Annotated in this window: 17 protein-coding genes; 3 read left to right on the forward strand and 14 right to left on the reverse strand. The window is 58.9% G+C overall.

What is annotated here, in order from left to right:
• Window positions 1-6: 6 nt before the first annotated feature.
• From E5221_RS15570 to aepX, 4 genes are read right to left on the reverse strand one after another with little or no spacing between them, the layout of a single operon-like run.
• Complete coding sequence (locus E5221_RS15570; RefSeq protein WP_247845933.1) at window positions 7-585, reverse strand: hypothetical protein; 579 nt, start codon at window positions 583-585, stop codon at window positions 7-9.
• A 4-nt stretch (window positions 586-589) separates the two neighbouring features.
• Window positions 590-1,270 carry a PHP domain-containing protein gene (locus E5221_RS15575; protein WP_247845934.1) on the reverse strand — a complete coding sequence of 227 codons (681 nt, stop codon included), beginning with the start codon at window positions 1,268-1,270 and terminating at the stop codon, window positions 590-592.
• Window positions 1,271-1,329: 59 nt separating this feature from the next.
• Window positions 1,330-1,887 (reverse strand): HD domain-containing protein, encoded by a 558-nt coding sequence (locus E5221_RS15580; RefSeq protein ID WP_247845935.1) that lies wholly within the window; start codon window positions 1,885-1,887, stop codon window positions 1,330-1,332.
• The gene (gene aepX, locus E5221_RS15585) at window positions 1,877-2,743 is read right to left on the reverse strand and encodes a phosphoenolpyruvate mutase (protein WP_282189713.1); all 867 of its coding nucleotides are present in this window, start codon (window positions 2,741-2,743) and stop codon (window positions 1,877-1,879) included. The genes E5221_RS15580 and aepX overlap by 11 nt, the downstream gene beginning before the upstream one ends.
• 481 nt (window positions 2,744-3,224) lie before the next feature.
• Here aepX and E5221_RS15590 point away from each other — a divergent pair, with 481 nt between their 5' ends.
• The 3 genes from E5221_RS15590 to E5221_RS15600 are packed head-to-tail and all read left to right on the forward strand — an operon-like array spanning window position 3,225 to window position 6,215.
• Window positions 3,225-3,950, forward strand: a complete 726-nt coding sequence (locus E5221_RS15590; RefSeq protein ID WP_247845937.1) for a DUF6065 family protein — start codon at window positions 3,225-3,227, stop codon at window positions 3,948-3,950.
• Window positions 3,950-4,969, forward strand: coding sequence for a hypothetical protein (locus E5221_RS15595; protein ID WP_247845938.1), 1,020 nt, complete (start codon window positions 3,950-3,952; stop codon window positions 4,967-4,969). Before E5221_RS15590 ends, E5221_RS15595 begins: the two co-directional genes overlap by 1 nt.
• On the forward strand, window positions 4,962-6,215 hold the full coding sequence (locus E5221_RS15600) for an MFS transporter (RefSeq protein ID WP_247845939.1): 1,254 nt from the start codon (window positions 4,962-4,964) through the stop codon (window positions 6,213-6,215). The genes E5221_RS15595 and E5221_RS15600 overlap by 8 nt, the downstream gene beginning before the upstream one ends.
• A gap of 162 nt (window positions 6,216-6,377) precedes the next feature.
• Here E5221_RS15600 and E5221_RS15605 read toward each other — a convergent pair whose 3' ends face one another.
• From E5221_RS15605 to E5221_RS15650, 10 genes are read right to left on the reverse strand one after another with little or no spacing between them, the layout of a single operon-like run.
• Window positions 6,378-7,226 (reverse strand): CsgG/HfaB family protein, encoded by an 849-nt coding sequence (locus E5221_RS15605; protein WP_015270587.1) that lies wholly within the window; start codon window positions 7,224-7,226, stop codon window positions 6,378-6,380.
• Between the two features lie 33 nt (window positions 7,227-7,259).
• Entirely contained in the window at window positions 7,260-7,673 is a 414-nt protein-coding gene (locus E5221_RS15610) for a curli assembly protein CsgF (RefSeq protein WP_247845940.1), read from the reverse strand.
• Window positions 7,670-8,071, reverse strand: a complete 402-nt coding sequence (csgE, locus tag E5221_RS15615; protein ID WP_013972855.1) for a curli production assembly/transport protein CsgE — start codon at window positions 8,069-8,071, stop codon at window positions 7,670-7,672. Before csgE ends, E5221_RS15610 begins: the two co-directional genes overlap by 4 nt.
• Window positions 8,068-8,595, reverse strand: coding sequence for a type II secretion system protein (locus E5221_RS15620; protein WP_013972856.1), 528 nt, complete (start codon window positions 8,593-8,595; stop codon window positions 8,068-8,070). The genes csgE and E5221_RS15620 overlap by 4 nt, the downstream gene beginning before the upstream one ends.
• On the reverse strand, window positions 8,570-8,944 hold the full coding sequence (locus E5221_RS15625; RefSeq protein WP_024087221.1) for a type II secretion system protein: 375 nt from the start codon (window positions 8,942-8,944) through the stop codon (window positions 8,570-8,572). The genes E5221_RS15620 and E5221_RS15625 overlap by 26 nt, the downstream gene beginning before the upstream one ends.
• Window positions 8,945-8,949: 5 nt before the next feature.
• Window positions 8,950-9,429, reverse strand: coding sequence for a type II secretion system protein (locus E5221_RS15630; RefSeq protein WP_015270589.1), 480 nt, complete (start codon window positions 9,427-9,429; stop codon window positions 8,950-8,952).
• Window positions 9,426-11,291, reverse strand: coding sequence for a secretin N-terminal domain-containing protein (locus tag E5221_RS15635; protein ID WP_015270590.1), 1,866 nt, complete (start codon window positions 11,289-11,291; stop codon window positions 9,426-9,428). The genes E5221_RS15630 and E5221_RS15635 overlap by 4 nt, the downstream gene beginning before the upstream one ends.
• Window positions 11,288-11,797, reverse strand: coding sequence for a hypothetical protein (locus tag E5221_RS15640; protein ID WP_247845941.1), 510 nt, complete (start codon window positions 11,795-11,797; stop codon window positions 11,288-11,290). The genes E5221_RS15635 and E5221_RS15640 overlap by 4 nt, the downstream gene beginning before the upstream one ends.
• The gene (locus E5221_RS15645) at window positions 11,797-12,360 is read right to left on the reverse strand and encodes a GspMb/PilO family protein (RefSeq protein WP_247845942.1); all 564 of its coding nucleotides are present in this window, start codon (window positions 12,358-12,360) and stop codon (window positions 11,797-11,799) included. Before E5221_RS15645 ends, E5221_RS15640 begins: the two co-directional genes overlap by 1 nt.
• Entirely contained in the window at window positions 12,347-12,889 is a 543-nt protein-coding gene (locus E5221_RS15650) for a PilN domain-containing protein (protein ID WP_061552604.1), read from the reverse strand. Before E5221_RS15650 ends, E5221_RS15645 begins: the two co-directional genes overlap by 14 nt.
• Between the last annotated feature and the right edge of the window lies 1 nt (window position 12,890).

Here is a 12,890-nt window from a genome sequence, read left to right on the forward strand (position 1 = left end):
CAGCGCTCAACGATAATTGATGGCAATAATCTCGGATTTTTCACCTGCTATATGATTAGTGAAACTATGGGCGACATTTGGCAGGATAAAAATAGAGTCCCCCTCACTCAACACATCTTCTTTAAGCTCATCATTGTCACCCAGCCAGCAAACGCGAACAACGCCCCGTGCCACATAAACGATTTCTTTGGAACAGTGCCCTTCATTCAGACGCAAGGGCTGATCATCGTCACTATGCAAATCCAGACGCAACGCCATCAAACCGGGATCCTGGTTAGTCTTGACCAGATGCTCGTAAGTGTAATAGTGCACACCATCCCTGATTTCCTCGCGCTTGAACGAGCCATTGCGCCTCGCAATTTTTACTCCATCATCCAGATCGCTTTCCGTCTGCCCCACAAAGAACTCACTCAACGGAACAGCCAAATGCTCGGCCACCGCGCTCAAGTGCCCAAAACCACAAAAATAAACATACGTTGCGTCATAACTTAGATCCTGAAAATGTTCAAGCGTCATCTTCCTGGCGGCCAGGATTGCTTCAACATGGGCTTTTCGTACAGGCAGATTGCAAGCATTAAAGTTCATACTATTAACCTATCAGTGATTGACGATATATATTAGACATAGCTACTAAACGCGGAGCCTGCTCGGTATAAAAGTGGCTGGTCTTCTTGCTTGAAATCCATTGCTGTGCTGTGCAACCCCGAACAGTCTCCGGCGCCTCGAAAACGGTGTGGCATGCCCCTACCTGAATGAAAGTATGTGCATCAGACCCGCCCGTGGTGTCGAGCCTGAGCGCCTCGGCAAGCGATACATATTTTTCAACATTCAGAAGATCCTTGGCCGGAACTTCAATAGCATCCACATATTGAGCCAACTCCTTAAGGTCGTCGCACGTCTTACCCGGCCAGAATATGTGGTGAACCACCAATTTAAAGGGCTTCCCCTTCTGCACCAAGGCTGTATGAATACGCTCGAGAGTGTATGCACCCGCCTCACGGTCCAGCACCATCAAAACATCCAAGTCGGCATGCACACCCACATTGCACCTGTTGGCTAACTCAAGTTCTGCACCGGGAAAAATTGCAACCCCCTTATAGGTTAGCCTGCCGTCTTCCCTTGAACTACCTTCCATGCTTTCATCTACGAACAATCCCTCCATCAATGCTTGATAGGCATTGGCCTCGATATGCTCTGTAATACATAACGCATCCAGGCCACTGAGCGCTGCCACATCCAGCACTCGCCTCACCGAATCCCAGTCGGGCACTTTCTGTTTCTTGCTCAACAATAAGTGGACATGCGAATCTACAGATTTTTTTGGCATAATCACCTCATAACTGATACGACGATTGGTTCATACCATAAGTAAGGCGACAGGGTTTCTCCATTGAATGGCACGTCGTCAAACTGTCTGACGAGCAACGCACTTTCAAAATGCTCGGCGCGACGAAATTCAGAGACTTCCTCTGATGTCATCACTCCCCCCTGATTGTTTAGACTCTGCAGGGAGCCAGCCCCAAGACGCTGGCGGTAATCGGCATCGACAGTCACCAGGTAGCGCTTGGCATCGACATGCAGGTCGACTGGGGCGCACACCGCCAGCGGAAACCAGCGAGCCAGCCAGCGCGCCCCTAGCGTCGCGTGTTCGCGATCCCTGTGATAGTCCGCTAACTCTGGATCACCAGCACATAGGTAGTGCCCTAAATCGTGAAACAACGCAGCCACAACAATCTGGCTATCACAGTGTGCGTTCATCGCTTGATGCGCACACCATAACGCGTGATTAAGCACAGTCTCACCGTCACTTAGTTTAATACTCGCACAGCCTTCCATCGCCATGCGAAGCAATTTCAACGTCGACTGAGAATCTGCGCTACTGTCCATATATCCTCTCGGCAGCTTTCAACTCATCGTAATCAAGCAGAGAAAAAACCTCCTCTAGCGAGGAAATGTCCGAGTCTATCGCACTTATGCCATTATCTTTTCTTATCTGTCCGGCCACCTTGCGCATTGCGTGAATAGAGGCCCGCATCATATGATTTGCACAGATATAAATAGAAACACCAGCCTGCTCCAGCAACGCCAATGGCGTGTCCATATAAGTCGTTGGAGCGACGACCAACGGTGATCGTTTCCCCCACTGCCTACCAAATTCCAGAACATCCAACCCATCGACAGCCTTGGAGTGAATAAATATTCCATCAGCCCCTGCCTCGTGATAGCACTCGGCTCTTTTCAACGCGGCCTCGACACCCAGCCCCGCAATCAATGCCTCCGTGCGAGCAATGACCGTGAAATTGCAGTCGCACTTTGAGTCCTGGGCAGCTTTTATCTTCCCACAGTATTCATCCACTGAACTCAGCGCTTGCGCACCAGCAATGAACGAATTCATTTTCGGAAATAGTTTATCCTCAAGCGAGATGCCAGCGATCCCGTAATGCGAAAGCCGCTTGACGACATGCCTGACATTATTAAAGTTCCCAAACCCTGAATCACCATCGAACAGTATAGGAATGCTGACGGCGTCATGAATCGACTGCGCAACTTCAACAATCTGACTCCATGATGCCTCATTGCAATCCCTCACCCCTAGCGCCGAAGCAATGGATAAGCCCGATGCCCATATTGCTGAGAAGCCAGCCTCCTCCACAATGCGTGCTGACATCCCATTGTGCGCTTCCAAAATCAGCTCCAATTTACCATCCAGCAAACTTCGCCGAAACCTCTTTGCGTATGACATGTGGATACCTACCCCGACATCAGCATTGCGACACCCAATTAGTCTTAGCTAACACGAACACGAATTTCAACCCCTTTTTTTCCGCCACCCAACAGCAGCCCTGAGTAACTCCCTCTAGACAACCGCTCACAATTTCCTACAAATATTTCTTACAATGAACACCCCACGAATACTTCCTACATCCCTTTCCTACAAATACGCACACACAAGAAACACCCAAGACTCGAATTGAACTTCTAAAGTTGACAATGACAAATCAAGTTCCTACCCTGACTCCTGCCTATCCCTAGGCGATCTCAATCTCAAGGAAAACTTATGAAAATCGTAATTTCTAGCAGCATTCCCGCCGTGACCTCCAATGGTGTACAAGTTCGCAGCGCTGGCGGAGGCTCAGCACCTTTGAAGTAACAAATAAACCTCAGCCTACGGCGGGGCCCTAACCCCGTCGTAAGCCCAATCACTTCAAGGTAATGACATAGTCATGGAACACGCCATTGAGCTCTATCGTGGGTGGCCAGAATCCCCATTACCCACCCCAGCCCAAATCGATCTGGCAGGGAACATTCCCACCCGGGCGCACCAGTATTGCGAACCCTTTTTGGTGGCTAACAGCATGGGCTACCTACTTTACCCACCAATCGATTTCAATTTGTACTGGGACGGTACGCAGACGCTGATCCAATTTGAAGGAATCAGCGACTGGATCATCGTGGACAAAATTTTCCTGCCCAATTCGATGGCACACTGGTGTGGAAACGTCGACACCGAACTGGTGGACACCCTGCCCGTTTTTTTGGAGTCGTTTCCCGAGCGCGGAATGCTACAGGTATGGTCAGGATATTTTGCAAGCACACCACCTGGCTCCAGTTTGTGGATTCGAAGCCCAATCAATCGCGCATCCTCTTCCGCCTACACGATCATCGAAGGGATTGTGGAAACGGACTGGTGGGCCGGCCCACTGTTCACAAATATCGAAATCACCAAGACAGATGTCCCTATCGCTTTTCGGAAAGACAAGCCATTTTTGCAAGTCTTTTTGATCCCTCGGGAGTTCCACCAACGCGATAAACGTCCCCCCCTTTTGGTCAGCGACCTATCCTCGAGCACCCCTAGACCCTTCCTAGAACGCATGAAGGAAACGGCAACCAGACGGAGCACGCAGAAGCCAGGTTCTTATCGAAAATGCGCAAAGCAAATGAGGAAATAATGGCCAACCCAGAGAATTTAATTACTTTCTTGCCAGGCTTGCTCGATTCGATCGCACTAAATCGCCCCGCCATCATTGAAGGCATGGAAGAAAAGCAACTAGTTGCGATGCTACCAACACTAATTCGCCACAAAGTAGAAAGCATCGCGTTGCTTTCAATGCCTGCAACGGCCGGAATGAACGATTTTTATCTGGAAACATACCGCGCGCAGTTTTCGGCAGTTGAATCCAAGCTCGCTAAAACATTGAAAGTGCACAACTGCATGTTCCTACAGGGGTTTCCGAGATGCTTGGAACACGCGACCTTCTTCACCCCCGGCATGCGCACCGACATTGACATATATGTACCTGTGGCGGCCCACCGCTCTGTGTGTGCCGCAGCGAAACGAGTAGGCTTCGACTACTACGGCTTTGACAGCGAGCGCATATTCATCATCACTGACCAGCAAGCTAATGCACTGACGGCGCGACATTGGGCCAATAAAGACGTTGCATTGACACTGCTCAAGGAAGTCGAGCTCCCAGCAAGCCTACCCATCGAGATCCAAGATTGCTATCTGCCCTACGTTCTACGCAATGGCAAGGTCTACCTATTTGTCTCGCTAGAGATACATCACCTGTATACCGATCACTCAGATATTGCGGTCCTGGAAGCGAACCGCGAGCCTTGGAGAGAAATGGGCGTGGACCGCTGCAATGCCGAAGCCACGCTGTATTTCAATCTCATCAGGCTCCACCGCGGGGTGCTTGCTGGAGAGGCGCGCATGCGCCTGATATTGGACACAGCATGCCTCATTACCAACAAACCTCACCCACTTGACATGGTTCGATTCTGGCAACTGGTCGACACCTCTCCCTGTAAAGCGGCCATCATTGCTGTCTGCAGCGCACTCGCAACGCTTCACACTCTGTTTGAGGCGCTTGCCCCAGCTTACACGGAACACCGCGACAGCTCTCTTAGCCAGCAGTGGCTAAGACAACTGCGGCACAGCTTGCAGGTGGGCTCTGACGATGAGTAAGCTCAACCCGTTACACCTACTGATCTCAGCGTTCGGCATCGAGATCTTCTGTACTCAAGTGCTTTTCATCTACACCCCGCTCTTTTTTATCTTCAACGGCGGTGACGGCGTGCTTGGATCATTTCTTCGCGCACTCGCATACATAGGCCCCGTGCTTTTCGGCTATTGCATTGGCGTTTTGGTAGACCGTTTCGAGAAACGCCTACTCGGTTGCACCATCGCCATCGCACTTTGCGGTGCGTCGGCGTGCTACAGCATGCGACTGCCAGACCAGACGATCGCTGAGACGTTCATCTTTCTCACCGCCATATCAATCGGCACGTACTTCCTCAACAATCTGCGCTCGTCAGTTCTGCCCAATGTCGCCCGGGCCTCACAACTCCCCAGAATGAACGCCACATTACTGGTCACTGAAAACATCGCACTGATTTTTGCCCCTTTGATTGCCTCGCTACTCCTGTCACTGAGCAGTCCCAAGATAGGCTTTTTCGGGATCGCAGGTCTGTTCTGCATCTCTGGACTGATCTACCTGCTCGCACTGCCCAGCAGCCAGTCCACCTCTCACCCGAGACAACGGAGAGGCTCTTTCCTGGAAAGCATCGGCATCCTGACAAGCAACAAACCACTGCTCCGCCTTGTCCTTGTGGTCATGGGTAACAATGCCTTCACCGGAGTGTACTTGCTGAATGTGCTCATCTACGCAGTGGGGACCGGCCATTTCAGCGCCCAGAACGCACCTAATCTCTTGGTGTGGCTCGCCGCAGGCGCAATCATCTCGGGGCTGACAGCATCAAGGGCAATTGCATTTTTTGGCAATCGCAAACTTGCACTCCTGTGCTGCCTGCTAATGGCCGTATCCGGCGCACTACCACTGCTCCTGCCCAACCAAGCTGTGTTTTTCGCCTCGTGCTTTCTCGTCGGTTTTTTCGAGTCCTACGTAGTGATTGCGGTGTGGACACTTCGCCAAACCGTCGTCCCAGCCGACGTGTTGGGCAGGGTCACCGGTATAACCAGCGCGCTTTTCAAAGTGTCAATGGTGATCGCCATTCCTATAGCAGGACTGCTCGCCGAGTATTACACCAGCGCAGTTGCGATCCTGTTCGGCATCGGCACCACTCTCCTCGGCGCCACCCCCTTGGCGCTCAGCCTGCTTCACGACTTCATCAAGAAATACCGGAAAACACCGGCGCCAGACCTGGATACTGCCAGGCGGCGCAAGGCCGCTACAGAGACGAGCAAGCAATGAGGTCATCCCCGCCGCCAAGGGTATCAACAGTGATGAAAATAATGTGTCGCCTGTACCGGCCTCTTCGCGGGCTTGCCCGCTCCCACAGGGATCGCGCCAGGCCTGAGGGCAGCGCAGTACCTGTGGGAGCGGGCGAGCCCGCGAAGAGGCCCTCGTAGCCAATCACGGCTGCTGATTCTGGCTCAGGTACTTGTCCACCGTAGCCTGCCCTTCCCCCGCATCCCCCGCCACCTGCCACAGCCGCCGTTCGATCCCCTGCGCCAGCAAGTGCCCCACCGCCGCCTCGATCGCCGACAGCACGCACAGCTGCGCCGGTTCGTTGGTGGTGTACCCCACCTCGGCCTCGAGCAGCTTCTTGAACTCGATGAACTTGAACACCCCGGCGCTGCGGCCGACCGAATAGATGGTCTTGCTGGTCATCACATTGGCCAGCACCTGCCCGGTGCGCACGTCCACCGCGCGCAGGTTCACGGTCACCTGGTCGACGCGGTACTCGCGGGAGATATCTATCCCCAGGTAGCGGGCACCTTCGCCGCCGCTGCGCACGTTGGTGTCGTAGGCGATGATGCCGCCCTCCAGCATCAGGTTGGCAGCCTGCAGCGGCGGCAGTTCACCCATGATGTTTTCCGGCACATCGGGCTTTTTCTGCGAAGCACGGATGATCTTGCGCTCGGTCAGCAGGTTCTGCAGGCCTTCACGCTCCAGCACCACGAACCAGCCGCTGGCGTTCAGGGCGTCCATCAGCATGCTTGCCGCGCCCTGGGTGACGCTGGTGGAGAACGAGCTGGCCGGGGTCGGCTTGTACTGCCCGGTCTGGTCGCGGAAGCCATATACCACCGCCATCAACCGGCCCTTGGGCCGTGGCATGTTGATCAGGTCGTAGTAGGTCGAGGCACGTGGGGTCAGGGTCGGGGTTTCCGAGTCCTGTTCGGCGGGCATCGGTTCGCGCAGGCCACAACCGTGCAGACCCAGGGCGGTGAGGATCAGCAGCGTGCTCAGCAGACGTTTCATGGTGTTCTCTCCCCAACAAATAGCCTTGCCCCTTCAAGGGTTCAGGCCACTGACCTCAATGATCGAAATTTCTCCTGTGGCGCGATCGGTGACCTTGATACTCAAGGCCCCGGAATCGTCGATGACGTCGATGAGAAACGCATCGGTCGCCATGCTGCCGGTGTTGCCGTTACTGATGTTGTCCAGCAACTGCGACAACATCCGCGACTCCAGCTGGTTGCTGAAGCGCTCCAGGGCCGTGGTGCCGGCAAAGGCCGAGGAGCGGTCCTTGAGGTCGGGGTCGTCGTAGTCGTTCTGCGCCTGCGCATTGTTCAGCAACCAGGTGCCATTGAGCGGGTTGCCGCCAAAGGCCGGGTTGACCGGGGTGTACACCAGCTCGGTGGCCTGGGCGGCACACGCGCTGGCCAACAGGCAGGCGGCGATGCAAAGGGGTATGTGGTGCTTCATAGCTCGTCCCTCTCCAGATCGGTGGTGTCCTGCAGCAGGCGTTGCAACTTGCGTTGGATGATTTGCTGCTTGACCAGGTCGGCTGCTGCAACGGCCTCGTCCTTGAGCTCGGTGGTGTTCGGCGGCAGGAAGCGGCGGTACACCACCTCACGCTCGAACTCCACGGTGACCAGGCTGCCCCAGCGGGCATCCGGGCGTTCGCGCACTACCAGGTTGAAATCCAGCCGGCTGGTGGCGCGCAGGCGGTCGGCGAAGTAGTAGTAAAAGTCGTGGCCGATGTGCGAGATGGTGTTGTCGACGATGAAGCCTTGCATCTCGTCCTCGTCCCCGGCCCTGGCCGAGGTGGCCAGCACTGCCACCAGCAGCAGGCCCAGGCACAACGCGGCCAGGCGGCTCATGGCGTGTCTCCCGGGCCGGCATGGGTCTGCACGCCACCGGCACTTTCGGTAAAGGCCTGTTCGGCGACGAACTGCCAGTCGCTGTAATGTTCCAGCCCGTCGAAACCGCTCCATTCGGCGCTGAAGCCACTGCGCTTGAACGGGGTGGCGTCCGAGCGGCTGTGCACCCCGGTGATGCGGCCATCGATCGAGCGCAGCAGGCCCCAATCGTCACTGTTGGTGATGGGGTCGGGGTACAGCCGGCGAATGTGCCGCCTGGCCTGCGGGAAGCGGTTGTCCTGCAGCAGGTCGGCCAATTCCTGCGGGTACTGGGCCAGCCCCGGCGAGGCGCGGTAGTAGCTGCGCAGGGCCTGGGCATACTGGCTGCCTACCCACAACAGCTGGCGTTCGCGGTCACGCTGGGCAGCACTGGCCCAGAGCGTGCCGGTGGCGGCCAGGGCCACGCTGCTGACCGCAATCAGCAGCAACACGCCCAGGTAGGTGAAGCCGGCGTCGGCCTTACCATTCCGCGAACAGGCTGCCATCGCGCGCCCTCCCTGTGGCACCGCTCTTGATATCGGCCACGCCACCGGCCACGCCTTCAGGCGGTGGCACCAGCTGCCAGGCATCGCTGCGCTCGGTGATCGGGTCTATCGGGGTGTTGCGCAGGTAACGCTGCTCCACCAACTGCTCCAGCGAGTCCGGGTAGTGACCGGTGTCGCCGTAGTAGTGGTCCAGCGCCTCGCGCAGCACCGCCAGGCTCTGGCGCAGGGTGGCTTCGCGGGAGCTTTCCAGGCTGTTGAAGTAGCGCGGCATGGCTATGGTCATCAGCGTGGCGATGATCGCCAGCACCACCAGCAGTTCGATCAGGGTGAAGCCTTTGCTGCGTTTCATGGCTGTCACCATTGCCCGTAGGGGATGTTGTTCAGGCCTTTGCCGCGGGCCTTGGAATACACGTCGAACACGTCTTCGCCTTCGCGCGGGTTGTCGGGGCTGCTGTCGTAGGCGCGCAGCCCCCACCCGCCTTCGTCCTCGCCCTTGGCCGCCACCAGCGGGTCGTGCGGGATGCGCCGCAGGAAGTAGAACTTGGCGCCCTTGGCGCTGCGCACATCACGCACCCCGTCGACCAGCACCTGCAGGTTCGGCGGGTAGCCACTGGCGTCCAGGCGCTTCTCGATGTAGCCGGCATCGAACGCGCGCTTGTAGGCGTCGATGGCGTCGCGAATCTGGTACAGCGCCTCGCGCAGTTGCTGCTCCTTGCCGCGGCGCACCACGGTTTCGGTCAGCGGCGCGGCCATGCTGGCAAGCAGCCCGAGCAGTGCCAGGGTCAGCACCACCTCGATCAGGCTGAAGCCCTGCATGCGGCGCTGCGCGATCATGGCCGCGGGCTCCCTTTGGGTGGGGCGATCGCCATCTGGCTTTCCACCACCGGGGCATCGGTGGCCGGGGCATTGCCAGGCACATCCGCCGGCGGCAACGGCGCCATCTGCCGCACCTGCATGGCCGACTCGGTGCCGGTGGCGAACTCCATGTCCGACGGGCTCTGGTACGGCAGGTTGCGCACGATGCGCGGGGTGATCGCCAGCACCAGCTCCGACTTGCTCATGTCGTCCTTGTTGCTGCCGAACAGCCGGCCCAGGCCAGGGATGTCGCCAAGGCCAGGGATCTTGTTGCCGCTGGCGTTATGGTCGTTGCGCACCAGGCCGGCCAGCACCTGGGTTTCGCCATCGTGCAGGCGCAGGGTGGTCTGGGCGTTGCGGGTATCGACCTGGACCGGAATGGTGCCCTGGCGGGTGGCTTCCAGCGGGGTGGCGTTACTCACCTCCAGGGCTACCTTGATCGCCACTTCGTTGTTCAGGTGCACGGTGGGCTGCACCTCAAGCTTCAGGCCCACGTCCAGGTAGGTGACGCTTTCGGTAATCACCGGGCCCTGGGTGGACGGCACCGAAGTGGCGCTGATGATCGGCACCCGCTGGCCGATGTGGATGCGCGCCTGCTCGCGGTTGCTGACGCGGATCACCGGGCTGGCCAGGGTGTTGATGTCCTTGTCCTGGGCGTTGATCTTGGCCTGGGGTGCCGGCGCGATGCTGATGCGGCTGGAGTCGATGCCCTTGAGCTGGTCGAGCACGCTTACCGGCTGGCCGTCGGAGCTCAGCACGCCGAAGGTGTTGGGCCATTGCAGGCCGAGGTCGAGGATGCGCGAAGTGGCCACTTCCATCACCTCAACTTCCAGCACCACCTCGGGGTTGGACTGGTCCTGCGACTGCAGCAGCTTTTCGGCCATGCGCACGGCATCGGGGGTGTCGCGCATGGTCAGGGTGTTGAGGCGCTCATCGACAAACACGTCGCGGGTCTTGAGCATGGTCTTGACCATGTTCAGCGCGGTGTTGGAGTCGATGCTGGTCAGGTAGAAGGTGCGCATGACCAGTTCCTGGTAATCCTTGGTCTTCTGCGGCGAGTCGGGGTAGATCATCAGGGTGTTCTCGTTGACGATCTTCTGCCGCAGCTGGTTCTGTTCCAGCAGCAGCGCCACGGCGTCCTCGATGCGCAACTCGCGCACGAAGATGGTGGCCTTCATGTCCGGGCGCATGTCCTTGTCGAAGATGAAGTTGATGCCGGCAACCTGGGACAGCACCTCGAAGATGGTCTTCAGGTTGGCATCGCGAAACTCCAGGGTCACCGGCCGCTCCAGTTTGCTGCGCAGTTGCGGGAACGGTTGCGCGGTGCGCGCCTGCACGTTCTCGATGTCGCTGCGCAGGGCAATGCCCTTCTGGTTCTGCGGGTCCAGGCGCAGCACTTCGCGCATGTAGCGCTCGGCACCGAACAGGTCGCCCTGGCGCAGCGCCGCCTGGCCCAGCGCCACGCGCTCGTCGAGGGTGCGGATCAGCTCCAGCTGGCGGATGCCTTCCTGGGCGCGGCGGTTGTTCGGCTCCAGAGTCAGCACCCGGCCATAACCCATGCGGGCGCTGGCGAAGTCGTGGCGGATGCGGTCGGCGTCGGCCTGAGTCAGCAGCGCCTCGACCGCGGCCTGGCGGCTGTGGGCCAGGGCGATGTTCAGCTCGGTGTCACGTGGGTCTTCGCGCAGGGCTTCTTCCAGGCTGGCGATGCCGGCTTCGTACTGGCCCTCCTTCATCAGCTGTTCGCTGTCCTTGCGTACCGCACTGGAGCCGCAGCCGGCAATGGCCACGCACAGCGCCACAAGCAGGAATGGAGCCGGTTTGCACAGCTTTGACGACTTCATGGTGCGCTCCCTACAGACAAAGTCTGCGACTGATGCAAAGGCAGGTAGACCAGGTGCAGCTCGCTGGCCGATACCCGCTCGAGGCGGTAGGTGTCTTCGATCACGTCGCCCTGGCGCACGACGTAGAGTTTTTCGCCGCTCTGCAGGAAGATCTGCAGGTCGTCGCGGTCGCCGATGCGGCCAATGAACTGGAATGGCAGGGCCGGGGCAGTCGGGGCTGCGTCTACGGCGGGTGCGGTGACCACGGGTTGTTCGGTGACGGTGGCCAGGGCTTGGGGTTTGGTCCATTGTTGGGTCGGGAAGAGATCTCTTGAGGCTTGTTCCGGCCCTTTCGCGGGTAAACCCGCTCCCACAGGGACCGTGGATACCGCCGATTTTGTGGGAGTGGGTTTGCCCGCGAAGTGGGCAACACTGTCTTCCTCGCCGAACCAATGACCCGGTGCCCAGGCCAGCGCCGCACTCACGCCGAGGAAGCCAACCCAGATGACAGCACGTTGTGTGTTCATCATGACCTCGACAGGTAAAGGGTCATGCGCAGACGGGCGTTGAGCTCGCTGTCGCCAATGCGTTTGCGTTGCAGCTCCAGGTCTTCCAGCACCAGGGTCGGCAACTGCTTGAGCAGGCCCTTGAGAAAACCGCGAATCTGCGGGTAGCTGCCGCGTACCGGCAGCACGATCTGGTAGCGCGCCAGTTGCGTCCTGGGGTCGATGCCCAGGGCATATTCGCCACGCGCCAGGCTGATATGCTCGGCGCTGGCCAGGTGGTACAGGCGCTCGATCAGCTCACTGGCCCGAGGCTGCCCCGGCAGTTGCTGGCGCAGGCTGTCGAGGGCCTGCTGCTCGGGCTTGATGGCAATCTTCAGCTCGCCACGCCTGACCCGCTCGACCTGCACGCTGGCGTCCGCTTCGGTGGCGCGCAGCTCGCGCAGGTTCTGCCATTGCGGCAACACCCCGGCGCACAGCACGCCCACGGCCAGCAGGCCCACCGCAACCGCAGCCAGGCCGACCGGGCCGACGCGACGCAGGCGCTCCTGGAGGATCAGGCTGTTCAGCGATTCACGGGCGCGCATGGCCGGTCTCCCAGGTAGCGGTGAGGGTGAAGCGCACCGGGTGTTCGGGCTGCGCGGCCAGCACTTCGTGGTTGAGCAACGACACATCGCTGAGCTCGGCACTGGCCTCCAGGCGCTGGTGGTACTGCAGCATCGCTTCCAGGTTGCGCGCCTCGGCGGTGATGCGCAGCTGGCCTTTGCGCGCGTCGGGGGCCAGGCTGAGCAGCGCCACGTCGTCCTGCGGCTGCGCTTCGAGCATGGCGAACAGCTGCTGCCAGGGCCGTTGCAGCTGCTGCGAGACGCTTTGCATCTGCGCCAGGCGCTCGGCCTGTTCGCGGCTGGCGGCGCTGCCCAGCGGCGCGACAGTGGCCGGGCGACGGCCCAGTTGCTGCTCCAGGCTGTGCACGCTGGCCTCCCGTTCGACCTGCTCGGCCTGCAAGCTTTGTTGCAGCAGCACCAGGCCGGCAACGGTGGCGCTCGCCACGGCCAGCAGCGACCAGGCCAACGGGCTGCTGCGCCGGGGCTGAAATTCCAGGTCGAGGCGGCGCATG

The sequence above is a fragment of the Pseudomonas sp. A2 genome (genome assembly GCF_023100865.1).
Taxonomy (GTDB): Bacteria; Pseudomonadota; Gammaproteobacteria; order Pseudomonadales; family Pseudomonadaceae; genus Aquipseudomonas; species Aquipseudomonas asiatica.